The 24604-nt window shown below is 45.4% G+C and carries 19 protein-coding genes; 14 read left to right on the forward strand and 5 right to left on the reverse strand.

All coding sequences use genetic code 11. The features are described from left to right. Positions 1 to 113 precede the first annotated feature (113 nt). Both K6T91_03860 and K6T91_03865 read left to right on the forward strand, forming a co-directional pair. On the forward strand, positions 114 to 524 hold the full coding sequence (locus K6T91_03860; GenBank protein MCL6471926.1) for an archease: 411 nt from the start codon (positions 114 to 116) through the stop codon (positions 522 to 524). After that, positions 517 to 1947 carry an RtcB family protein gene (locus K6T91_03865; GenBank protein ID MCL6471927.1) on the forward strand — a complete coding sequence of 477 codons (1431 nt, stop codon included), beginning with the start codon at positions 517 to 519 and terminating at the stop codon, positions 1945 to 1947. Before K6T91_03860 ends, K6T91_03865 begins: the two co-directional genes overlap by 8 nt. A 60-nt stretch (positions 1948 to 2007) precedes the next feature. On the opposite strand, the gene K6T91_03870 is transcribed toward K6T91_03865, so the two are convergent. Beyond that, on the reverse strand, positions 2008 to 3969 hold the full coding sequence (locus K6T91_03870) for a fibronectin type III domain-containing protein (GenBank protein MCL6471928.1): 1962 nt from the start codon (positions 3967 to 3969) through the stop codon (positions 2008 to 2010). A gap of 266 nt (positions 3970 to 4235) precedes the next feature. Continuing rightward, complete coding sequence (locus K6T91_03875) at positions 4236 to 5282, reverse strand: hypothetical protein (GenBank protein MCL6471929.1); 1047 nt, start codon at positions 5280 to 5282, stop codon at positions 4236 to 4238. Between the two features lie 453 nt (positions 5283 to 5735). Here K6T91_03875 and K6T91_03880 point away from each other — a divergent pair, with 453 nt between their 5' ends. Together K6T91_03880 and K6T91_03885 are read left to right on the forward strand one after the other, a co-directional pair. Beyond that, positions 5736 to 6557, forward strand: a complete 822-nt coding sequence (locus K6T91_03880; GenBank protein MCL6471930.1) for a CAP domain-containing protein — start codon at positions 5736 to 5738, stop codon at positions 6555 to 6557. 281 nt (positions 6558 to 6838) lie between these two features. Beyond that, positions 6839 to 7741: a mechanosensitive ion channel family protein gene (locus K6T91_03885; GenBank protein ID MCL6471931.1), complete on the forward strand. Its 903-nt coding sequence runs from the start codon at positions 6839 to 6841 to the stop codon at positions 7739 to 7741. 166 nt (positions 7742 to 7907) lie between these two features. Here K6T91_03885 and K6T91_03890 read toward each other — a convergent pair whose 3' ends face one another. Further along, entirely contained in the window at positions 7908 to 9149 is a 1242-nt protein-coding gene (locus K6T91_03890) for a class I SAM-dependent RNA methyltransferase (GenBank protein MCL6471932.1), read from the reverse strand. A 266-nt stretch (positions 9150 to 9415) separates the two neighbouring features. Between K6T91_03890 and K6T91_03895 the strand changes: the two genes are divergently transcribed. Continuing rightward, positions 9416 to 9736 (forward strand): heavy metal-binding domain-containing protein, encoded by a 321-nt coding sequence (locus tag K6T91_03895; protein ID MCL6471933.1) that lies wholly within the window; start codon positions 9416 to 9418, stop codon positions 9734 to 9736. A gap of 153 nt (positions 9737 to 9889) precedes the next feature. On the opposite strand, the gene K6T91_03900 is transcribed toward K6T91_03895, so the two are convergent. Beyond that, on the reverse strand, positions 9890 to 11218 hold the full coding sequence (locus K6T91_03900; protein ID MCL6471934.1) for a replication-associated recombination protein A: 1329 nt from the start codon (positions 11216 to 11218) through the stop codon (positions 9890 to 9892). Between the two features lie 119 nt (positions 11219 to 11337). Between K6T91_03900 and K6T91_03905 the strand changes: the two genes are divergently transcribed. The 6 genes from K6T91_03905 to K6T91_03930 all read left to right on the forward strand — a co-directional run bounded on the left by K6T91_03905 (position 11338) and on the right by K6T91_03930 (position 19483). Continuing rightward, positions 11338 to 11589, forward strand: coding sequence for a hypothetical protein (locus tag K6T91_03905; GenBank protein ID MCL6471935.1), 252 nt, complete (start codon positions 11338 to 11340; stop codon positions 11587 to 11589). Positions 11590 to 12024: 435 nt separating this feature from the next. Next, positions 12025 to 12678: a hypothetical protein gene (locus K6T91_03910; GenBank protein ID MCL6471936.1), complete on the forward strand. Its 654-nt coding sequence runs from the start codon at positions 12025 to 12027 to the stop codon at positions 12676 to 12678. Positions 12679 to 12831: 153 nt separating this feature from the next. Continuing rightward, positions 12832 to 15672 carry an excinuclease ABC subunit UvrA gene (gene uvrA / locus K6T91_03915; GenBank protein MCL6471937.1) on the forward strand — a complete coding sequence of 947 codons (2841 nt, stop codon included), beginning with the start codon at positions 12832 to 12834 and terminating at the stop codon, positions 15670 to 15672. A 213-nt stretch (positions 15673 to 15885) separates the two neighbouring features. After that, positions 15886 to 16758 (forward strand): ATP phosphoribosyltransferase, encoded by an 873-nt coding sequence (gene hisG, locus K6T91_03920; protein ID MCL6471938.1) that lies wholly within the window; start codon positions 15886 to 15888, stop codon positions 16756 to 16758. A gap of 445 nt (positions 16759 to 17203) precedes the next feature. Further along, positions 17204 to 18634, forward strand: coding sequence for an aminodeoxychorismate synthase component I (gene pabB, locus K6T91_03925; GenBank protein MCL6471939.1), 1431 nt, complete (start codon positions 17204 to 17206; stop codon positions 18632 to 18634). After that, positions 18635 to 19483: an aminotransferase class IV gene (locus K6T91_03930; protein MCL6471940.1), complete on the forward strand. Its 849-nt coding sequence runs from the start codon at positions 18635 to 18637 to the stop codon at positions 19481 to 19483. Between the two features lie 35 nt (positions 19484 to 19518). Here the strand turns inward: K6T91_03930 and K6T91_03935 are convergent, their stop codons facing one another. Further along, positions 19519 to 21975 carry a PBP1A family penicillin-binding protein gene (locus K6T91_03935; GenBank protein MCL6471941.1) on the reverse strand — a complete coding sequence of 819 codons (2457 nt, stop codon included), beginning with the start codon at positions 21973 to 21975 and terminating at the stop codon, positions 19519 to 19521. A gap of 291 nt (positions 21976 to 22266) precedes the next feature. On the opposite strand from K6T91_03935, the gene K6T91_03940 reads away from it, so the two are divergent. The 3 genes from K6T91_03940 (at position 22267) to K6T91_03950 (ending at position 24586) form a co-directional block, all read left to right on the forward strand. Continuing rightward, a complete protein-coding gene (locus tag K6T91_03940) occupies positions 22267 to 22494 on the forward strand; it encodes a NifU family protein (protein ID MCL6471942.1) in 228 nt (75 codons plus the stop codon). Positions 22495 to 22653: 159 nt separating this feature from the next. Then, a complete protein-coding gene (locus K6T91_03945) occupies positions 22654 to 23880 on the forward strand; it encodes a U32 family peptidase (GenBank protein ID MCL6471943.1) in 1227 nt (408 codons plus the stop codon). A gap of 205 nt (positions 23881 to 24085) precedes the next feature. Continuing rightward, the gene (locus K6T91_03950) at positions 24086 to 24586 is read left to right on the forward strand and encodes a YqeG family HAD IIIA-type phosphatase (protein MCL6471944.1); all 501 of its coding nucleotides are present in this window, start codon (positions 24086 to 24088) and stop codon (positions 24584 to 24586) included. Positions 24587 to 24604: the final 18 nt, after the last annotated feature.

The following is a 24604-nucleotide window of genomic DNA, read 5'->3' on the forward strand; positions in this document are numbered from 1 at the left end:
GAACGGGACATGAATTATTACCGGAATGCGCAGATGAAAAACTTTTCGCACTCTGTTAATGCAGGGTAATATTTACCCTTTTTAAATTTCTCAAGGTGGGAAATGAATTTCTTATGAAATTCGAGTTTTTAGAACATCCGTCTGACCTATTAATCAAGGCGGTCGGTAAGACCGAGAAAGAGGTATTTGAAGCAATGATGCAGGGTGTCGCTGCTTACTTAAGTGGCGAAACTAAAATTGAAGCTGAGCCTTTAGCAAAGGAACAGGCTTATAGTGTAGAGATAAAAGGCGATGGATATTTAAACCTGCTAATCAAATTCTTGAACGAGATACTGTACCTGACTGAGACAGAGAGAAAGATATTTACAAAAGCAGAGTTCGAGGAGCTGACAGAGACATCCCTGAAAGCGAAAGTTTACGGATTCGAAGGCGAATTTGTGGAGCAGATAAAAGGTGCGACATACAGGTCTTCTTTTGAGAAAACTCCGGAAGGATATGAGGCAAGGGTAGTATTCGATGTCTAATACAGTCCAAAAACAGGATTTAAAGCAAATAGGAAATTATCTGTATGAGATTCCTAAAACGTTTAGACCCGACATGAAAGTTCCTGCTAGGTTTTATTCGACTCCTGGTTTTATAGAAAAGTTGCTTGAGGAAAGAGCAATAGAGCAGCTAATCAACACAGCGACTCTTGATGGCGTTTATAAATACGTTGTGGCAATGGCGGATATCCATGAGGGCTATGGATTTCCTATAGGCGGGGTGGTGGCGGTTGATAAGACAAGGGGAGTAATTTCACCGGGAGGTGTTGGCTATGATATCAACTGCGGGGTAAGGCTGCTTAAAACGGGCTTAACGGTGGAAGAATTAAACGCCAGAAAAATAGACCTGATGGAAGAGATTTTTAAGACTGTACCAGCAGGGCTTGCAAGCAAAAGCGCCGTAAAAATATCATTTGAGGAGCTTGATAAATTCTTGGAAGGGGGTGCCGAATACGCAGCACAGAAAGGTTTTGGGACTGTAAAAGATCTAGAAAATATAGAAGAAAACGGCAGGCTGAGGATCGCCGATTCTGGCAAAGTAAGCGATAGGGCAAAGAAGAGGGGCAGGGACCAGCTTGGAACCCTGGGTTCAGGAAACCACTTTTTAGAGATTCAGCGTGTAACAGACATTTTTGATAAAGAGGTGGCGGATAAGCTGAACATCCAACAAGATGAAGTTTTTGTGATGATTCACACCGGTTCTCGGGGTCTGGGCCATCAGGTAGCATCCGATTATATCGAGATAATGCGCGCGGCAATGAAGAAATATAATATAAAAGTTCCCGACCCTGAGCTGGTTTCGGCACCTTTTAACTCGGAAGAAGGACAGGATTACTTTAAGGCAATGGCCGCAGCTGCAAATTTTGCCTGGGCAAATAGGCAGATAATTATGGAGAAGACAAGGCGGGCTTTCAATAGAACCTTAAGGATTCCCAAGGAGCAGATATACTTGATTTACGATGTAGCCCATAACATTGCAAAAGTAGAGGGTAATTTAATTGTCCATAGGAAGGGAGCTACAAGGGCTTTTGGCCCCGGTAACTCAAATATACCGCCGGTTTATAGAGATATCGGTCAGCCCGTTATTATCCCGGGAAGCATGGGAACTGCTTCATACCTGATGCTGGGAACAAAGAAGGCCGAAGAAGAGACGTTTGGCTCTGCGGCACATGGCGCCGGTAGGGCATTGAGTAGGCACAAAGCCAAACGTATAGTTAGGGGAGAAGAGTTAAGAACGGAGCTAGAAAAAGAAGGAATCGCCGTATTCTCTACAAGCAATGTAGGTTTAGCCGAAGAGGCTCCGGTTGCCTATAAAAACATAGATGAGGTGGCAAATATTACCGCTGAGACAGGTATAGCCAAAAAGGTTGTGCGACTTAAACCCATAGGCGTCGTTAAGGGATAAACTTCATCGGCCTATATTATAATGCATATCGAATACATATATTGCTGCGCATTTAAGTCCTTATTTAAGATTAACTTCAAAACAATCTACCACAACAATGTTGCCTGTTGAACTGGCGTTCTTCTTTGATGTTACCTCAACCTTTACAGTGTGAGTCCCATATGGGAGGTTTTCTTTTACGTAAACAGGACTCTGGAACTTAATGGTTGGTGAGTAAAGATCAACCTCACGGTCAAAGACGCCATCAAGGTATACCTTTGCGATGCCGCAGTTTGGTGCAACAGCCGAATACCAGGTAACCGAATTGCCGGTAAAGGTAAACGTTGCGGTGGCTGGTTTGGTATAGTCAGTTGAATATTTATAGGCACTGCCGGAGGCGTTCTGGCTGCTTGCCAACGACCAAGTCCCCGTATAAACGATTGATGTGCTTGGTTCTTCAAATCTTGTCCCGCTTGGAGTTGCAACAGATATGGCGTTTGAGTAACCCGACATATTGCCGGCTGCATCATATGCACGCACGCGGTAGTAGTAAGCATGGCCAGGCAGGACTGTTAAATCCTTATATGAAGGTGTTACAGAGGATCCTATCTCAACGAAATCTGCTTCATCTGTGCTCCTTTCGATCTTATATCCAATAACACCAACGTTATCTGTTGAGATTGCCCATGATAGATTGATTTCATTAGCGGAATTAACGGTAGCGGACAACCCTGTGGGCACTGTAGGTGCCTGCTCATCGGGTGTGGTAACGTTCGCAATATTTGAATAGCCAGATAAATTTTCAAAGGCATCGTAAGCGCGCACCCTATAATAGTAGGTTATAGCCGAGGTGGTTGAGTTATCCTGATATGAGTTAGTCGTAGATGTGCCAATCTCTGTAAAGTTTGCTCCATCGGTTGAACGCTCTATCCTATATCCCGCAACAGACACATTATCTACAGAAGCATCCCAGGTCAAGCTTACCTGTGTAGAGGAGATTGCTGTGGCCGTAAGGTTGGCAGGTGCTGTTGGCGGCTGGTTATCATGTATAACAACGCCTGAAACTACCCTTGTTCGAGCAGTCGGCATAGGTGTTTTAGTCTCCCATACAAGAGGAGTGGATTCCAGGTTTGCAGCTTCATTTATATTGTAGTACGTCAGTGGGGGGATGTTTTCGTCTCCTCCAACAACATATAGATAACCGTTGACTGCTTCAACGGCTGGTCCGGACCTCGTTGTTGGCAGAAAACCAAGCGATTTCCAGGTATCGGTTGCAGGATCGTATTCCTGAATTTGCGATATTGCAGTTACGACATATATCTTTCCGTTTAATACGGTTGCTTTACCTGCCGCGGCCGTCTGCATAGGGCTTTTTGAGACGAAAGTGTTTGAGGCAGGGTCATATTCCCAGCAGTCATTAGTTGCCTTACCGCTGCTGTCATAACCGCCCATTATATATATTTTACCTCCAACCTGGGCAACGGCCGGCAAATCTCGTGATGCCGGGAGGTCTGCTTTATTGATACTTACATTGGTATCTAAGTCGTATTCTTCAATCGAATAAAGCGCATTTGATCCGGGTTTTCCGCTTGTTGTTGTACCCCCGATAACATATATTTTATTGTTGAGAAGCGCAGAACCTGCCCTGTAGCGGGCGGTGTTTATTCTACCAATGATCGTGCTTGACCCATCATCTGTATTGTAGGCAAGGATGGTGCTAGTGACATCGGTTGTTGCAGTACCGCCTGTTTTGTTTTTACCGCTAATAACGTAAATAATGTTGTTTAGCGTAACACTACTGGCTGAGCCTCTCGGTTCGCTCAGAGGAGGCATTGTCGTCCAGCTATTGGTTTCAGGGTTATACATTTCTACTGTGCTTAGAAGGTTAGAGGCGTCGTTGCCCCCTAAGACATAAATCCTGGCGCCAGTGGTTGCTGCATATGCCGGGGTGGGTATATTCGGTGAAAAAGGAAAGCTCGGTATGGAGCTAAATACCATTGCTGCTATAAGTAAAAGAGTTACAAATTTACGCCGTTTTAACATTATGACCACTCCCTAAGCAGCTGGCGTCATTTGCGGATATTACCCTTTTCCTCTATGGATTAGCTATTCGTAAGTTACAAATAGCTTAACTTACGCATTTTCCATTATGTGAGGATTGCCTTGCAATCATAGTACTTCAAGCAAGGAATAAAGGTAATACCAGTATCTAACATTATATGGCATAACTTAGCAAAAAAGCGCCTGGTTTGCAATAGTCAGATGAATATTAATGCGTTAGTTACAGTTAGTTATAGTTGCATGCCCAACTAAAACTTGTAGATTAGCACACTACCGTGGCTATCGGGCACCCAAAGATCGCGGTTTGTAGAATCATATTGAGCATAGCCGTTTATATCAACAGCAAACGCTTCAACTGCTTTTCCTGCCTTAAGGTCTACTATTGTGGCTATACTTTGCTTGTTTTCTGAAGCTATTAGGCGGTATCTGGTTTCATCTACAATCAACTGGTCTATCTTTCTGCCGGTATCAATCTTCTTTTCCCTTTTAAGGGATATGCCGTTTAGGATGGTGATAATCCCGTTCTTTTTGCAGGTGACGTATACTTTGGAGTTGACATCGTCGGCCCTTACTATTGCAGGGTTTTCTATTTCTTCAAAGGCTGGTTTTCCAAAAGAGCCGTTATTAAGCCTTACAGCTGCAATTTTATTTTCCTTAGGCATGGTAAGGTAAAGGGTTTTGTTTTTAGCGCTATATGCAATATCAGAAATAGAGGAGCCCAACTTTACTTCGCCAATATATGTTTTGGACGGCGGATTTATTGCGATAACGGTGTTTGCATTTTCTGAAAGCGCAAAGATTATGCTTCCTTTAGAATCTACCAGGAGTTTCTTTGCCGATTTTTGCATCTTAAGGATTGGATTGAGTTTTTTTCTTGCTATATCGATTGAATATAGCATATTAGAATTTTTTGAACAGGCAAAAATGGTATTGGCGCTTTCGGCATAAGCTATGCCGCTCAACCCCTCATCGAGCTGGAAGGCATAGGTTTGGTTATTATTCTTCCGGTTTTTTAAAACAATCTGATTGATTTGGCTATTAAGGATAAATATATCATCTGTCTTTTTATTAAGCCCAAGCCAAGTTGGACTAAAACCTATCTTTATCTCTTCGGGTTTAGACTTATATGGTTTTGCTTTTAGAGGCACTGCTTTTCCGCTACAGCCTGCAACTAAAGCTAATGCGAGAACAAAAGACACTATGTGCAAGAAGACTATACTATATGCGTTTTGGGGAACTTTACCGTGCTTCTTACTTGAATTTGGGTAAGCAGTGTCATCGTGATAGATCCGCATGTTGCCTCCTGTTCAACTTTTTAGTCGACGCTGCTGGTCACATAATCTCACGCTTGGTAGCTGGATATTAGCACATATGAACATTGGCAGCAATGATAATTTGCGTTGTAAATATAAGCCATTTTGCCTTCTAATTTAAAGCAGATGATCTGCTTTTTAGTTTGTTTAAATCGAAATAAAACAATTGGCGTAGAAACAATATTCTGTCTGGTGCAGTTAAGGATATAGAGAGCGCTTGCACATATATAGATTTGTTAACAGAAGCTGTTTTGCTTGGTAAGCAACCCATTGTAGCTTGAAACCGGCGATTAAGAGTATTAAGGTATGGTGAAGTTCGTTTCGGATTTACCTTTAGAGCTTAAGGAAGGACGGTGCGATATGTTGTATGTTAGCAAAAGAAGTAAAAGAGCATCTGTAATTTTACTGGCCCTAACTTTCTTTTTCATCCTATCAATGCCGGCTGCGGTATTGGGCACATCGAGGCAGCAAGATGGGCTTTTTGCAGAGGTCAATACATATCGCCAGAAGAATGGCAGAGCGGTTCTTAAAAGAGATGCCGATCTTGAGCGCAGGGCACAGGAGTTTGCCCAGGACATGGCAAACCGTGATTATTTTTCACACACTTCTCCTGATGGCGCTACGTTTAGTGTAAGAATTGCTGGCTATGAAGGTGCAGCCGCTGAGAATATTGCCGCAGGGCAAACTAGCGCAGTGGCAGTTGTTCAAGCGTGGTCAACGTCGCAGGGGCATAATGCCAACATGCTTAACTTAAATTACAGGGCGATGGGTGTGGGTTATGCATATAACGCACAGTCGACCTATAAACATTATTGGGTTCTGATATTGGGATCAAAAGACGTTGCAGGCCAGTCATATAAGCCTACACATGACCAACTTGCTAAATCGCAACCAGCTGAAATATCTAAATCCGTGCAACCACAATCAAAGCAGTCAAAAATAACGCAAACCGTTAAGCAACCGGCTCCGATCAAACCCACGCCGGCTACACCAGGTAGAAAAGCGCCGGAGCCGGTAGAGACAAAGCCATGCAACCCAAAAAAGCCTGGGTCTAATGTGATAGAGCAACAAACATCCCGAATGCAGGAGGCACCCAGGACACATCAGGGCAACCCAAATCTTGTTGAGCCTGTTAAGACAATCCAACCACCCGATCCGGCTTCTGAAGATATGCATAGAAGAGTATTGCAGCAGATAAGAGAACTCATCGCCTTGCTTTCCCGGTGCCTGTCACCGCTCAGGTTCGCTGCCTGGTAAGATAGCGGCTATAGTCGCAAAAAGTGTGCGTTTGAGAAATTATATTTATCAAAAAGTTAAGATAAGCCAGCTATTACTGTGGATGGCAGCAAGCGCGCTTATTGTCACAACTGTGCTTCCTAAAATACCTCGACCCATCGATCGAGCTCATAGTAATAGAGCTCATAGTAATAGAGCTCATAGTAATAGAGTCGTTTGCATCTCATGAGAGCGTCTAATAGAATGTAGGCAGCAGCGTGTATCTTAAGCTGCTAGCGTCGCTATGTAAAAGGAGAGATGATTTGAAAGAAGATTTAGTGACCGCAGGCGAGAAAATGGTAACTGTGCCTAAAGGTTTTGCCAAATTATACAGCGATTTCATTGAGTGGCTACCAATATTGATAGAGGTGCTCGTTGTATTAATTGTTTTCATAATTGTTGCACGCACAGTGAGAAGGGTTGTAAGAAAGGCGATGGCAAGGACGAGTACCGACGGGCACGTCGATATCCTGGTGGCTCAAATCGCCTACATCGGGACGCTATCAGTTGGTATCATAGTGGCGCTTAGTTTTGTAAGCACAAACCTCTCTGCGCTGTTTACAGGGCTTGGTGTGGCCGGTTTTGCAGTTGGTTTTGCGATGAAAGACATCCTTGGGAACTTTCTGTCCGGGATAATCCTCTTGATACAGCGCCCGTTCACAATAGGGGATAATGTTGTCATCGGTGATGTGGAAGGGACGGTTACAAATATAAGGATAAGAGACACACAGATCGAAACATATGATGGCCGGCTTATTTATATCCCAAACAATGCTCTGTCAACCAGCAACATCATTAACCTCACTGCGTTGCCCAAAAGGCGGGTTGATGTAAACGTTGGTATCTCGTATGCAGCCGATATTGGAACTGCTATGCGGGTTTGTCTTGATGCCGTGCGCAATATAAAGGGTGCGGTTTTAGAGCCGGCCCCCGAGGTTCTTGTTACAGGGTTTGCCGACAGCTCGGTCATGCTTCAGGTACGGGTATGGGTCGACTGGCAAGAGGATGGTTTCCTGCAGATAAAGTCGGAGGCGCATAAAGCAGTTAAAGAAGCTCTCGATAACGCCGGTATAGAGATACCTTATCCGGTACGCACGGTTTACCTTCGCGAGCTGGGCAAGGCTAAGAGCTATGAAATCGGGTCGGAAATCAAAGACCTTACCTGATAAAACCTTACCTGATATTTGAGATTGTTTCCAGTTAAGGATGAAGTTAACGTTTCAGTTAAGGCAACATAGTTGGTAAACTCTCAGTAAATCGTAGGGAAATTTTTAGGGTGCTTATAGGGTAAATAATAGAAGGGATGCGGGTTAAATACCCATAGCATTTCCCTTATCCTTTAATCCTTTTTAGGAAGGTAAGCGTCTCTATATGATAAGTCTGCGGAAATAAATCAACCAGCATAATTGAGTCGATATAGTATCCTGCGGATAGCTTCTTTAGGTCGCGGGCAAGAGTTGATGGGTTGCACGATACATAGACGATTTGTTCTGGCTTTGCTTTAAGCAGACCCCCGGTAACCTTATCTGCAAGGCCGCTCCGCGGCGGGTCAAGGATTACTATATCAAACGGCCCATAGTTGCTCATGTTATAGTTCTCAACAGGCATGTTAAAGAACCTGACGTTTCTGATATGGTTGAGCCGAAGATTTCGCTCCCCATCTTCGACCGCCGATTTCTGATTCTCGATTGCGATGACTTCTTTTGCCTCGGTTGCCAAAGGAAGTGCGAAATTTCCTGCGCCCGAATATAAATCGAGAACTCTCTTTCCTTGCAGCGGACGCAAAGTTTCTTTGACGAAGCTTACCATGATTTGGTTTAGTCTCCAGTTGGCCTGGAAGAAGCTAGCCGGCGAGATTGTATAGGTGATTTCGTCCAGGTAAAGGACGAGCGAATCTCTGCCATACTTTAAACGGCCTGCAGGAGCGGTCCCTTGGGTTTCAATAATTACGCCTTCAAGACCTGTATCAAGCAACATAACGGCAAGTTCATTCCAGAATCCCTCATGCGCTTTAGTTTTGGGTTTTACCTTAAGGAGAGCAAAAGATCCGTTGCCGTAAGAGAGGTGAAGCTCGGCGATGGTTTGGAACTTGTCCGGGTTGCCATGGACCGCCTTATGGACCTTCCTTAAAACATCGTTTAACTCGTTAATCAGAAGAGGTGAGTAGTCGGTATCGGCTATCTCGTTTGTTCGCTCCTTGTAGAAACCGATCTTACCATCACCCAGCTTAAGTTGAGCCCTGTATCTGTAGTTCCAGATATTGTTCTTTAAGATTATGGGGTCAGAAAGTTTTGTCTCAATACCGCCGACTCGCCGCAGCGAGTCCAGGAGGACTTCTTCTTTTATCGCGACCTGCCGCTCGTATGCGATATAGTCAAGCTGGCAGCCTATACAGCGTGGGTTTGGTTCTATCCTATCCGGGGATGGGTCAATAACGGCGATAACATCTGCGAGATAGTAGTCCTTTTTCTCCTCATATAAGCTCACCTGGACCTTCTCATCCGGTATTGCACCCCGGATAAAAACTACCTTTGACCGTCGCTTACCAGATTCTGGCGCTGTTTCTTGGGGCATGCGTCCGAGAGTGTATCCACCGTATATGGGTGGACCGGCCTTTATGATGGCGATTCTAGGTAGGAAAGATCCCTCTTTATATTTATTATCTTGCGTTTGTTTGTAAATGTTTTATCACCTCATTGATTTATCCCCAAATAAAGGAAAGAATAAAGCAATAGTTTTAGAGTCTGATATACTTAATTCTAGTTCCAATTAGAATTCTGATTTAGAATTCAGTATATCGTTAGTGTTAAGTGGGTCAAAGCTGTCAGGAGGAAATGCCTATGATTATTACTACAACGCCGTCTGTTCAAGGGCGGGAAGTATCCGAGTATCTTGGGATAGTTGCCGGCGAGGCCATCATGGGAGCGAATATATTTAGAGATGTCTTCGCATCGATAAGGGATATAGTGGGCGGACGCTCAGCAGCGTATGAGCGCGAGCTAAATAATGCAAGAGAGATAGCGATTAATGAGATGTCCGAGAAAGCTGCAAGTATAGGGGCCGATGCAGTGATCGGAGTCGATCTTGACTATGAGGTGCTGGGCCAGACACAGGGCATGCTTATGGTCAGCGCTAGTGGCACTGCCGTCAAGCTAAAGTAGTGTAACTAAAGTAGGCAGCCCTTCGGCAGAGTTTATTCTAAGCAAAACAAAGGGACCGGGCAAGCCCTTTAGGGCTACTAAACTAAAAATCATAGTGCATCTTTTTAAGGCTACCAGGCAGTGCTAAAGCCCTGCACTGCATTTTATTGCTTATTATTGATTATTTTTATTCTTGCGCAGCCGGTTGAGTCGCTCTTTAATGTTCTTCTCGTATCCATTATCGGTTGGGCGGTAGTATATCTTGCCTTTTAAGCCCTCAGGTAGGTATGTCTCTTCGACATAGTTTCCAGCGTAATTGTGTGGGTATTTGTATGCTTTGCCATGGCCAAGTTTTTTTGCTATGGAAGTTGGAGCGTTTCTTAAATGATTTGGTATCGGCTCAACCCGCTTTTTCTGCACATCTGCAGTAGCATCAAATATGGCTGTCTTAGCAGCATTTGATTTTGGCGCACTTGCTAGGTAAGTCGTACACTGTGAAAGCGTAATTTTAGCCTCAGGAAGTCCAACGAAGTTTAGTGCGTCTACCGTTGCCGTGGCAAGCATAAGGGCATGCGGATCAGCGTTTCCGATATCTTCTGACGCAAAGATGACCAGACGGCGTGCGATAAATTTCGGATCCTCACCGCTCTCAAGCATCCTGGCCAGGTAGTATACAGCTGCGTCAGGATCGCTTCCCCGCATGCTTTTTATAAAAGCACTTATAGTGTCATAGTGCGCGTCTCCTGCTCGGTCGTATTGAAGCTGTTTTTTATTGATGACACTCTCGGCTATCTTCAGAGTTATTATGTTACCATCACCTTCAGCCGTATCTTTTGCAAGGCTGTTTGCCGCGATCTCAAGGGCAGTGAGAGCGACCCGGGCATCGCCGTTCGCATTCTTTGCTATGTGGGTAAGGGCGCTGTCTTCGATTTCAATCCCAAGTTTGCCTAGCCCTCGTTCTTTGTCTCTGATCGCTCTTTTTAGTATCTCTGTGATATCTTCATCGGTTAACTGCTCAAGCCTGAAAAGACGGGATCGTGAAAGGATAGGAGCATTGACTTCAAAGCCCGGGTTTTCAGTAGTAGCGCCTATCAACACGATGGTGCCGGCTTCGATATGCGGTAGGAAGGCATCCTGCTGCACCTTGTTGAAGCGGTGTATTTCGTCAACAAATAGAATGGTTTGTTTTGCCTCAAGCTTTCTTCTGTCAGCTGCATCTTTAATTACTTTTCGTATGTCAGAAATACCGCTTGTTACTGCAGAGAACTCAACAAAGTGTGCGCTTGTCATAGCGGCGATTATCCGGGCAATAGTCGTCTTGCCGCTGCCCGGTGGCCCCCAAAGAATCATAGATGGCAGCATGTCGCTTGAGATAATCTTGCGCAGCAAACCATCTTCCCCCAATAGTTCATTCTGCCCAACAAACTCACTAAGGGTTCTTGGGCGCATCCTCTCGGCAAGCGGAATATGCGAAATGTCATTTACGGAAAACAAAGTATCCATGCCTGAAATTGTAGTGTTAAAGCTACGAAAATACCAGAACATATAATGAAGGTATCGCAGGTTTGGAGATAGAATTCATTTTGCATGTCTAGATATCAAGACCTAATCCGGAGGATTATATGGACCTTAGGCAGAAACAATTCTTCGCAGTAATAGTTATGGTAATGGTGGCATTTGGGCTTATTTGGTTTCTACGGCCACCTGCCGAGTTGACCGAGCTTAACAGGGTGATCGAAAAATCCGATCTGTTGTCGGTTTATAGCGGTGATATGGTAAAGCGAAAATTTATCGAGGCTTATGACCGTGACGACGCGATATTTCACGAGATAAAATCAGCAATGGCGTCGGTGACAAGATTCGGTAAGCCCTGACGATGACTCCAGGGTTATACTCTTCGCTGGTACAGCGGAGATGAGCGGCTGGCCGAGATTTTCATCCATGAAGATTCCGGTTTGATGCAGATAACCTATATAAGAGGTACAAAGTTAAAGCATTCGCAGCAAGAGAGAATGTTCGTACCAAAAAATATGCTTGAGCTTATTAAGTGTGCAGCAACCAAAGGTTTGAATTAGATATAGCCCTGTGGTTGCAGAACTAACCCATTGCTAATAGAAAAATTTATGGCAAGGATGTTTAAGGAATTCTCAATCGGGAATATAAACAACAGAGAGCTGAAGGGCAAACGGAAGGAATAAAAAGGTAATCCTGTGAAAGACCCGCCAAGGTGCGGGTCCTTTCCTATATGGATAACTGATAGCAGGGTATTATAATAATGTAAATGCCAATCATCTAACCAAAGGAAGCGCATGAAATTAATAAAGAAAGTTGCGGTTAGCATTGTTGCTGCGGTGCTGCTTATTATAGTAGGCTTCCTTGCAGTACATGGATTTGAAATCAGGAAATACCGGATAGTCCATGGTAATAATCCAGTTGAAGAACAGGCGAAAAGGGCAGTTGATCCAGATGAAGAAGCGCAGAAGATTAAGCCAAGTTCAGAGCTGGCGCAGTTTTTTAGTGAGGTCAAAAGCGCAGAACGCATTATCTTTATCGAAAGCACCGAGACTCCAACCGACGAGCGTGACCTGCATCCGGTTAGCGTTTTTGATGTGACCGAGCCAATGTACTGGAAGGTGATGGATGCTGTCGTATCGGCATCGATAGGGGATCCTGTTAATGAACAGGGCGGGAACAAGATTTACGTGATGCGTTGGTATAAGAAATACAAAAAGTTGGCCGAGGCCGTAATAAACACAAGAACCGGAGAGCTGGAAATTCGGTATCCGGAGAAAATAACTGGCAAAGAGGCCTTCAAGAATTCCCTGACAAAAAGCGAAACGAGACCCTACAGCAAGAAACTGTATATCAAAATGCCAAAACTGGGCGTTATTGCCGAGGCCGCAGAGTTTTACCAAAAAGGCCAAAACCTCCCGGAAGAAAAACCGCCCGTCAGAGAGATCTGACTTATGATACCGACTGTTTGATCTAACTGATTGTTTGTTGTATAGAACATACGTATCCTTACCAATTAGGCGCTTGGGCATTGCCCTTACTGGTATAATTGAACAGGATAAATAATTAAGAACGAGCACATCAAACAAGAAAGAGAAAATGAAATGCACGAAGACAAGATAATAATCCGCGGTGCGCGAGAGCACAATTTAAAGAATATCAACCTTGAATTACCAAGGAATAAGCTTATCGTTATGACGGGCTTGAGTGGCTCAGGCAAGTCGTCTTTAGCGATAGACACAATCTATGCCGAGGGGCAGCGCCGATATGTCGAATCGCTATCGGCATATGCCAGGCAATTTCTGGGCCAGATGGATAAGCCCGATGTCGATCACATCTATGGGCTATCTCCTGCTATCTGCATCGACCAGAAATCAACGTCTAAAAATCCGAGGTCAACTGTAGGTACTATCACTGAGATCTACGACTACCTGCGTCTGCTTTATGCGAGGATAGGCATTCCGCATTGCCCGAACTGTGGCAAGCCAATAGCGCAGCAGACATCGCAGCAGATAATCGAACAAGTGATGAGGTTTGAGGGTGGCACCAAGCTGCAGGTGCTCGCCCCAGTTGTTCGTGGGCGCAAAGGTGAGTACCGCGAGCTCTTTGAGCGGCTGCGCAAGGATGGTTTTGCCAGGGTTCAGGTTGATGGTAAAGTGTATAACCTGGAAGAGGATATAAAGCTTGATAAGAAAGAGCGCCATGACATTGACGTAGTAGTCGATAGGATAGTCATGAAAGATGGGGTGCAGCGCAGGCTTGCCGACTCGGTCGAGACCGCATTAAACCTAGGCGAAGGTATCGTGTCTATCCAGGTAATCGGTGGTGAAAGGCAGGATTTTAGCACGCACTTTGCCTGTATCGATTGTGGAATAAGTTTTGAAGACCTCGAGCCCAGAATGTTCTCGTTTAATAATCCTTATGGGGCATGCCGTGAATGCTCTGGTCTTGGCACTAAGATGGTTGTCGATCCGGAGCTTGTAATCCCGGATGAGAACTTAAGCATAAATGAGGGTGCAATTCACCCGTTTTATTACACGCGCGTCGATTTTTATCCCAAGATAATTAGAGCGGTATGCGAAGAATACGACATTGACATGGATACGCCGTGGAAGGATTTGCCTGAGCAGGCACGCAGGGTATTGCTGCTTGGTACCGATGGCCGGCAGATTTATGTTAGATATCGCAGCCTTACCGGCCGGGTACGGAGTTACCACACTGCGTTCGATGGTGTTTTAAAGAATCTTGCACGCCGTTATCGCGAATCCGATAGCGAGTATCTGCGCGAGCAGATATCCCAATACATGGCAATGAGGCCATGCCCGGCCTGCAACGGGGCACGGCTTAAGCCAGAAAGCTTGGCGGTTAGAATAGGCGGGCTTAACATACACGAGCTAAGCGAGATGTCGTCAAAAGACGCACTTAGTTTTATAAATCAGCTTGTTCTTTCCAACCGAGAGCAGATGATAGCCCACCGTATCCTAAAAGAAGTACGCGAGCGCCTAAAGTTCTTGATTGATGTTGGGCTTGACTATCTAACGATTAACAGGTCATCGGCATCGCTATCAGGCGGTGAAGCGCAGCGCATACGCCTTGCAACTCAAATAGGCTCAGGGTTAGTTGGAGTGCTTTATGTGCTGGATGAGCCGAGCATCGGTCTGCACCAACGCGATAACAAAAGGCTGATACAAACGCTTAAGCGACTGCGAGACCTTGGAAACACGCTAATAGTCGTCGAGCACGATGAGGAGACGATGGTTGAAGCGGACTATATTGTAGATATCGGACCGATGGCTGGGGAACACGGCGGTCGAGTCGTTGCTACCGGCACAATCGAAGATATCAAGGCAAATCCGCAGTCGATAACAGGTCAGTACTTAAGCGGGAAGCGTAGCATAGATATTCCTAAGAACAGGCGAGCGCCGGGAAATGCATGGTTGCGCATCAAAGGTGCGAGCGAGCATAACTTAAAAAATATCGACGTAGATATACCAATCGGGCTCTTTGTATGCGTAACCGGCGTTTCCGGCTCAGGTAAGAGCACCCTGGTGACCGATATCCTCTCAAAGGCGTTGGCCAGGAGGTTTTATCGCTCAAGGGAATTGCCGGGGAAGCACGAAAAAATAGAAGGTCTTGAGTATATCGACAAGGCAATAGAGATAGACCAATCTCCAATTGGCCGCACACCAAGGTCAAACCCGGCTACTTACGTAAAGCTCTTTGACGATATACGCGCTTTATTCAGCCAGGTTCCTGAATCACAGGTCAGGGGATACAAGCCCGGACGGTTCAGCTTCAACGTAAGGGGTGGCCGTTGTGAGGCATGCAGCGGTGACGGCACGATAAAGATAGAGATGCATTTTCTGCCCGATATATATATCCCATGCGAGGTTTGCAAAGGAGCACGATACAACAGCGAGACTCTCGAAGTAAAATATAAGGGTAAAAGCATAGCAGATGTCCTTGATATGTCGGCCGAAGAGGCCCTTGCCTTTTTTGAAAATGTGCCAAAAATAAAGCGAAAGCTTCAAACGCTTTTCGACGTGGGCTTGGGATACATAAAACTTGGCCAGCCCGCGCCAACCTTATCCGGAGGCGAGGCGCAAAGAGTAAAGCTTGCGGCTGAACTTTGCAAGGTTGCAACAGGCAAAACTTTCTATATATTGGATGAGCCGACAACCGGCCTGCACTTCGCAGATGTCCAAAAGCTTTTGGACGTTTTAAACAAATTGGTCGCACAGGGCAATACCGTGTTGGTAATCGAGCACAACCTTGATGTAATAAAAACCGCCGATTGGATAATTGACCTTGGCCCAGAAGGCGGCGATGACGGGGGGTGGGTCATAGCCGCAGGACCGCCTGAGGCAATATCAGAGGTCGAAGCTTCCTACACAGGTCAGTTCCTAAAAAGCCTGCTGAATCGAGGTAAGGTAGCGGTAGGCTAAAGAACAACCCAAAACTTACTCCCTAAACTTTACTATTATACTTTAACGTGTTAAACTATTAAATAGCAAAGCTTTAATAACCATTGGAAATAGCCGATTAGTAAAGCAGCCAAAAGGCCAATAACAAGCGGTCTTTAAGCGCCAATAAAGTGCCAAGGCATTGGCGCTTTAACTGATTGACCTTGGCACATGAGATCTAATCCGGAGGATTATATGCTAAGTATTGCGCTACCAAAAGGAAGTCTGGAAGAGCAAACGCTAATGCTTTTTGCGGAAGCGGATCTTGAGATAAAAAAACACTCGAGAGGATATAATCCCATAATTAACGATCCCAGGATCAGCAAAGTAAAAATACTCAGGCCCCAGGAGATTCCTAAATATGTTGAAGAGGGATATTTCGATCTAGGGATTGGCGGATATGACTGGATAGTGGAATCTGCTGCCGATGTTGTAGAAGTAGCCGATATGCCATACGCAAAGACGGGTGCAGGCGTAATGCGCCTGGTCGTGGCGGTGCCTGAGGCCTCACCAATCAATGATCCGGGAGATATACCGCCAGGTAGCCGTGTAAGCACTGAGCTTCCGAATGTAACAAGAAGATACTTCGAGAAAATAGGGGTTCCGGTAAAAATATCGTTCTCATATGGCGCAACTGAGGCAAAAGTACCTGAACTTGTTGATGTTGTCGTCGACTTAACAGAAACGGGCGAGACCCTGCGACGCAACAGGCTAAAGATTATAGGTACGATCCTGGAATCCACGACCCGTCTTATGGCCAACAAAGATGCCTGGGCAGACCCGGAAAAGAGGCGGGCAATAGAAGAGGTAAAAACACTTCTGCTAGGCGTTATAGAGGCACGCGGTAAGGTCCTCATCAGCATGAATGTCCCTGAGGACAAGCTTGAAGACGTCGTTTCAGTATTGCCGGCTCTTAAGAATCCAACAGTGTCAAAGCTCTATAATTCCAATTACTTTGCTATAGAGACAGTGGTTGAGAAGGCAAGTGTAAATATCCTGATACCTCAGCTAAAAGCCAAGGGTGCGGAAGACATCATCGAGCTTGCGATATCAAAAATAGTGAGATGACATTCGCTTGGCAAGTGCGGCATATCTAAGCTACGCTTTTACCATGCAAACAATTTTTCGTTAAATTTCGTTAAATTATCTCTTGCAAGAAAATGCTAAATAGTGTAAAACTAACACAAAATCTGTTTGGTATGTCAGCCTCTTTAGCGGGCACCCAACCAACCAATGGGTGCCCGTTTTTTGGTATTTCTTTCTATTGTTGCTTTATGGCTTTCGATTGAAAGACATGGAGATAGTGCAGGGTTTTAGCCAAGCCTAGTAGTGGCTAAGCAAAGTAGTGCATGGCTTTGGCTCTACCTGGCTTAAAATGCCAATGTTTTGAAGCAGCAAAGCACCGATGTCTGTGTTTTAGTACTGCAGAGTACCGCAATTACTCATAACTATAGTACTATAGTTAATTTCGGAAGATTACGGTAAAAATAGCTGCTATAGCAGAGGAGCGTAATTGCAGGCACGACCTGAATTATTCATCAGAGATATTGAGCACATACAGGAGCCTTCTCTTGCTTTTGAGGGTCTGCTTGATGAGCCCATGCCGTTTTTTCTGGATAGTGCGCTGGAAATGGAACGATATGGGAGGTACTCCATTATGGGAAGCAGACCTCGAATAGTCGTCAGATCGAAAAACGGCATTACAGAAGTTGTTGCGAGTGGTAGGATAACCCGAAAGAAAACCGACCCTTTCCAAGTTGTTGCCGAGGTCTTAACAGCGTTTGGTATGCTGGATAACGATGAGTTCTCATGGCTACCTTTTACAGGAGGTGCGGTTGGATATCTGGGATACGACTTGAATCGGCAGATTGAGATAATGCCGGATATCGCTGTAGATGACCTTAAAGTCCCTGACCTATACCTTGGTTTTTACACCGAAGCAATAGTTATAGATCACAAAGACAAGAGAACCTATGCGGTCGCATACAATCAAAACAGCAACAAGGCAAGCGAACTGGAGGCAAGGCATAGACTTAACAAACTTATTGCGAAGATAAGACCGGCGGTTAATTCTCCTGCACGGCAGGTCTTACACAGCGGCAAAGTAGCCGCAAATTTAAAATCAAATTTCACCCTTGGGCGGTATAGGCAGATGATAGAGAAAGCGAGACAATATATAAACGAAGGTGAAATATTTCAGGTAAATCTAGCTCAGAGGTTTAGTGTCGACTTGTCAATCGACCATTACGGGCTTTACAAAAGGCTTCGCTTGGCAAATCCAGCCCCATTTGGTGCTTTCTTAGGATATGGGGGTTTCTCAGTGTTAAGCTCATCACCAGAGCGGTTTATGTTCATGAACGACCGCTATGTTGAGACGAGGCCGATAAAGGGTACAAGGCCGCGCTTTGATAACCCGGTTAAAGATAAGTTGTCGATAGAAGAGCTAACAAAGAGCGAGAAAGATGCAGCAGAGCATGTTATGATTGTTGATGTAGAAAGGAACGATTTGGGCAGGGTTTGCGAGCACGGTAGCGTAAGTGTCCCTGAACTAATGGTAGTTGAAAGTTATGAAGCTGTACATCACCTTGTCTCTACCGTGATCGGCAGGCTGAAGCCTGAAGTAGGCCCAATGGATTTGTTTAGAGCAAGCTTTCCCGGCGGTTCGATAAGCGGCGCACCAAAGATCAGGGCCATGGAGATAATAGAAGAGCTTGAGCCTCATCGTAGAAATATATACACAGGCGCGATAGGATATATAAGCACCAATAAAGTTCTCGATACAAGTATTGTTATCCGCACGATAACGGCTCTTGGAAATAGAGCTTATTTGCAAGTAGGAGGGGGCATAGTTGCGGACTCGGACGCCGATGCCGAATATGCCGAAACGCTAGATAAAGCGCGTGCGCTATTTAGCGCACTTGGCTTAAGGGAGGACGAGCTTTAGGTGAAGGTGTACATCAACGGCGAATTTGTTGATGAAAAACATGCATCAGTAAGCGCATTTGACACTAGTTTTTTATACGGAGAAGGGCTTTTTGAAACAATGCGGGCCTATGGCGGGCATATTTTTGCGCTCGAGGATCACCTAAAGAGATTAACCGATTCCGCAAGAGTTTTAGAGATAAAAAATGCGCCCGACAAAGAGAGACTAGCTGACGCGTGCAATAAAACGCTGGATGCAAATAAGCTGGTTGATGCGCGGGTACGTCTGACCTTAACGCGAGGTCCTGTAGGCTCAAACAACCCAACTGTAGTTATTACAGCAACACAATATGACGGCTACGACAAGGCATTTTACGAAAAGGGCATGTCAGCTATTGTTCTAGCCAGCTATCGCATCTCAAACAGCCCGATAGCGAGCATAAAATCGACCAGCTATCTACCATCGGTTCTTGCCAGAAGAAGAGCTAAAGCGGCGGGTTGCAACGAAGCAATTCTTCTCAACGAACAGGGCAACATCACGGAAGGATCGTACACAAATGTTTTTGCTATTAGAGAAGATAAGATATACACCCCGCCTGTTGTAGACGGGCTTCTGCCTGGCATTATGAGGAACCTAGTTATAAAGACGGCAGGTAAAGCTGGATATCTAGTGCTTCAGCGAAGCATCAGCATGCGCGAGCTGCAGGGGATGGAAGAGCTTTTCCTAACCAATACTTTAATGCAAGTTATGCCTCTCACAAGGTTAAACGGTAAGCCTGTTGGAGATGGTAAGCCCGGCCCGATCACCAAGAACATGATGGAGCTGGTCAGCAAAGAAATCATGGCCGCAACTAGTGGTGCAGGGCTTTAGACCTGCTTCGGATTGTGCAGGGCTAAAGCCCTGCATCACTTATGCGTATTGAGCCATATCACGACTTCTGACCCCTTTGCGGCTAATGTGCCGCCTGGAGGGTTCTGCGATCCAACGCAGTCGTAATCCACGGACTTACCATAATCATAGTACTTTTTGCTCACTGTAAATCCAGCATTTAGTAGTTCTTCGGTCGCTTTTTGAGAAGATTTTTTAATAACATCGGGCACCGTGATTTGTTTTTGTTCTTCCTGTGCCGGTGGTGGTTCCGGCGTAGGATTTGCAATAGTGCCGTCACCTATTCCCACTTCGATAACAGTCCCTTCTTTGACACCTGTGCCTGCAGCCGGATTCTGGTCGACCACGGTTCCGGCAGCGCCCGGCTTACTTACAATACTGAATCCAAGCTTAAGATCTGTGAGCTGTTTTATTGCCGCATCCTGCGATAATCCCGCAAGGCTGGGAACGGGAATTGCCTGGTGTTTTTTACACCTCTTGAGCTCTTTTGGTTTGAAATATTTACGTATATACATATGTTTACTAACCTTTGGGCACCATTCTGTAGGCGCTAAGTTAGTCTCATCGCATACCTCAACCCAAGTTAGCGCCTGTCTAGGGGCCTTTTCAAAATAGCTTGGCTTAACGCCATCCAAAGCCCGCTTCATGAAAGAAGCCCAGATTTGTGCTGGGAAGGTGCCGCCTGCCACTCTTATGCCATGCACGTTCGTCATCGGCTTTGCATCCTTTCCATTGCCTGTTCGGTAGCCTACCCAAACAGCCGCGGCAAGGTCCGGCGTGTAACCGCAGAACCAGGCATCTATGTAACCGGAAGTTGTACCAGTCTTGCCCGCTGCAGGGCGGCCTATTCTGGCTCTTGTGCCGGTCCCGCCTGTGATAACTCCCTGAAGGATATCGTTGACTACACATGCAACTTCCTTGTCAATTACCTGCTTAGGCGCTGGTTTGTGTTCGTAGACCAACTGCCCGTTGCTGTACTCGATTTTTTCCACGCCGAACGGTTCATTATAAACGCCGTTATTGGCAAACGTTGCATACGCTGAAGCCATCTCAAGCGGCTGAACTCCGTATTTAAGCCCACCGAGAGTTATAGCCGGGTTTTTATCGCTTAAATCGCACTTCTTAAGGCCTAGCGCCCTTGCCGTTTCGACTACTTTATCCATACCTACTCGCATCGCGAGCTGCGCGTAGACAACATTAATGGAAGCTGCAGTTGCCCTGCGAAGGCTTACAAAGCCGGAGCCAGATTCGCCTGAATAGTTATGTACAATCCACGGTTTGCCACCACCAATATCTATCTCCTGCGGTGACGATGCATCAAACCCGTCATCAGGTGATATGCCACTTAGCAGAGCTGCGGTAAGAGTGAACGGCTTAAAAGAAGATCCTGGTTGACGGCCATTTCCCTGGCCAGCAATATTATAGTTATCCTTATTATAATCTCTGCCACCGACCATCGCTTTGACAGCACCTGTTTTTGGATCGATGGCTACCAGGGCGGCCTCAGGGTCATCTGGCCTTGGCAGGTACTTCTTCCAGGCCAGCTCTGCATATTCTTGTATTTTAGGATCAAGGGTTGTATATATTTTAAGGCCGCGTGATGCAATGTCCTTTTCGTCTTCGATAATTTTCTTGTCTATGAGATCTCGTCTTACCCAATCGGCAAAATATGGGGCGATACCAGTATAGTTTCTTTTTCGCGGTACAACACCGATCGGGCTAGCTTTTGCCCTATCAGCCTCCGCTTGCTTTATATAACCGAGCGAAAGCATGTTATCGATGACCAGGTTACGCCGCTTAAGTGCAACATCGGGGTTTTTGTATGGATTGTACGACTCAGGAGCCCTAATCAGGGCGGCCAGCAGGGCGCTTTGCTCCAGATTTAGCTGGCTGGCCGGGATACCGAAGTAAGTCTGGCTTGCTGCCTCAATACCGTATGCCTGGTTCCCGAAATATATGGTATTAAGATACTTCTCGAGGATTTGCTCCTTGGTGTAGTTGCGTTCGAGTTTTGTTGCAAGGAAAGCCTCTCTGATTTTTCTCTGGATAGTTTTCTCAGGACTGAAGTACGCATTCTTGACGTATTGCTGTGTAATTGTTGAGCCGCCCTGTGTGGCTTCTCCACTTTTTATGTCTCTTAGCAAAGCGCCTATAATGCGAATATAATCGACTCCGCTGTGCTCATAGAAGCGTTGATCCTCAATTGATATCACTGCTTTTTGCAGGGTTGGAGATATTTTATTAAGTGGAACAATAGTGCGGTTATCGACGTACAGCTTTGTTATAAGAGTCCCGTCTTTTGCATAGATATAAGTAGCCTCGTTTTTGATAACGCTTTTGACGTCACCTATATCGGGTAAGTTGCGTACCGATTCATATATAAAAGCAACTGCCGATCCCGCTGCCAGGATCATAAGGACAATTACTGTAACGACGATTTTTCTCTTTAAGAAAAACCCTAGGATAGCCCTCAAGCTATCAACCCCCCCTAGTGCAATTATAGTGCGATCATTGCTAGAACTTAGCTTGACATAGGCAAGCGAATTTTGCCAGTTATTACTCTCGACAAGCTGGAAAACCAACCGAGAGTCAGGAATAAGTATATCATAAACTGAGGATTGGAAGGCATGGGCAGGGGCTAGGATGGATATAATTTAAAAATCTTTTGCAAGGGGCTGATCATTGGTTGGGTTTATGTTCTTATTTGCAAATTTATATGCTAGCATAGATAATTACATTAGAAGTGAGCCCGGGAGGTGAACAAATTGCGCGAGAAGGTTGAGGAAGCGCTTGGACGCATAAAGCCCGCCCTTCAGGCGGATGGTGGAGATATCGAACTTGTAGATGTTACCGAGGATGGAGTCGTTAAGGTAAGGTTGTTGGGTTCATGTGCTGGCTGTCCGATGTCGCAGATGACATTGACCCATTATGTCGAGCAGACCCTGAAGGAAATGATTCCGGGGGTAAAAGCGGTAGAAAATGTTCTGCTGTAAAATCTAAGATAAATAATTATCGCTGTAATAGAATTAATTTACCGGCCGAGGCTTCTAGCCTCGGCTAGTGGTTTAGGAAAACTATGCCACAGCAGTTTTTTTAATCTTCCTTTTTCCTCTTCGTGAAGGAGGATGGCAGGGTGAGGTGGATTAAGGCGTATGAAAAAGCCGGAGATTTTATCCCCGGCGGGCAACATGGAAAGGCTTGAATACGCAATAGCTTACGGCGCCGATGCGGTCTATGTGGGCGGACGTGATTTCAGCCTGCGGTCAAAAGCCGGAAATTTTTCAATAAATGATATAAAAATCGCCGCTAGGATTGCTCACGAGGCAGGCAGGAAGCTTTATGTCGCGCTGAATATTTTTGCCAGAGATACCGATTTTGCCAGCCTAGGACACTACGTGTCCGACCTTGCAGGTGCCGGCGTTGATGCGGTAATCATTGCGGACCCCGGGGTACTTGCATTCGTAAAGCAGGTGGCTCCAGAGTTAAAAATACATATCAGCACTCAGGCAAATGTTACCAATACCGCAGCGGCCGATTTTTGGGCTGCCCAAGGTGCTTCAAGGGTGGTTCTTGCGCGCGAACTTTCGGCAAAAGAAATAGCTGAAATATCGAAAAATAGCAGCATAGAAACCGAGATTTTTGTTCACGGAGCTATGTGTATTTCTTACTCGGGAAGGTGCCTTATGAGCAAATTTCTGGCTGGCAGAGATGGCAACCGGGGGGATTGCGCCCATTCCTGCCGTTGGAAGTACTATCTCATGGAGGAGAAGAGGCTGGGCCAGTATTATGAGGTGCAAGAAGATGAGAAAGGCACATATTTTTTCAATTCTAAAGACCTAGCGTTAATAGGTCATATCCCTGAGGTTGTGCAATGCGGCCTGACAAGCCTTAAAATAGAGGGACGAATGAAGAGTACGCATTACGTAGCTGCTATAACTAAGATATATCGTAAAGCCATCGACCGCTATTTTGAAGACCCTGATAATTACAAGCCCGACCCTGAATGGTTTGAGGAGATAGAGAAGGTAAGCCACCGCAAGTATTCAACCGGTTTTTTCCTTGGAAACAAGGGAGAAGAGATACTCGACTACGCGCGCTACGAAAAAACGCATGATTTTGTAGGGCTTGTAGATGGGTATGATAAGGCCAATGGGCTGGTCATGATAGTTGTAAGAAATAGGCTAAGCATAGATGAGCCGATTGAGATATTAAGCCCAAGTGGCCTGGTTAAAGATTACAGGATTCCAATGATGGTGAACCTTGGCGAAGATAATATACTTGAGCCGGTAGAAGTCTCTCATGCCGGTTACAAGGTAGGGATACCATCACCCGAGCCCTGGCCATCATATGCGATTCTTAGACGGAGAATCGCGAAGTAGAAATTAGGCTATGGCAATCTATAGTTATTAAGCTATATAGTCAGTAGTTAACGGCGATTAACGGCGCCGAAGACAACAGGGGTTAAATCCCTTCTACACCGTTTCGGCTGTTCTATGGCCGCACGAGCTTTAAAAAAATCGTAATACAGGATAATAGCTATAGGATAATATAAATTGCCGTAAGGATTTGCTGTAGGGAGTGGCGGTGCTAAAAAGATTCTTACCAGATCATTATTATGATTCGATATTTGATATCGATTTAACTCGTCTGAAATTAAACGGGATTAAGGGTATTATCCTTGACCTCGATAACACTATCATTGCCCGCAATAGCTCAACAGTCACCGATGATTTGAAGCGCTGGCTGATAAAAGTGCAAGAACAAGGTTTTCGCGCCTGCATACTATCAAACAACTGGAAGCAAAGGGTAAGCAATGTAGCATCGCAGGTAGAGCTGCCGCTTGTTGCCAGGGCTGCAAAGCCCCGTAAGGGTGCATTTAAACGTGCTCTTAATGTACTTGGCACTGAAAAACATGAGACCGTTGTTGTTGGCGACCAAATCTTCACCGACATCTTAGGCGGAAATGTTGCAGGCTTACGTACGATTCTAGTTATGCCGATGAGTAATCATGATGGGATTCATACAAAGCTTCTGCGCTATCTGGAACGGTGGATAATAAAGCGTTGGCAGAAGCGAAAGCCGTAAATTGAAGTTGATGAAAAA

The organism is Bacillota bacterium, from assembly GCA_023511485.1.
Classification (GTDB): domain Bacteria; phylum Actinomycetota; class Aquicultoria; order Aquicultorales; family Aquicultoraceae; genus CADDYS01.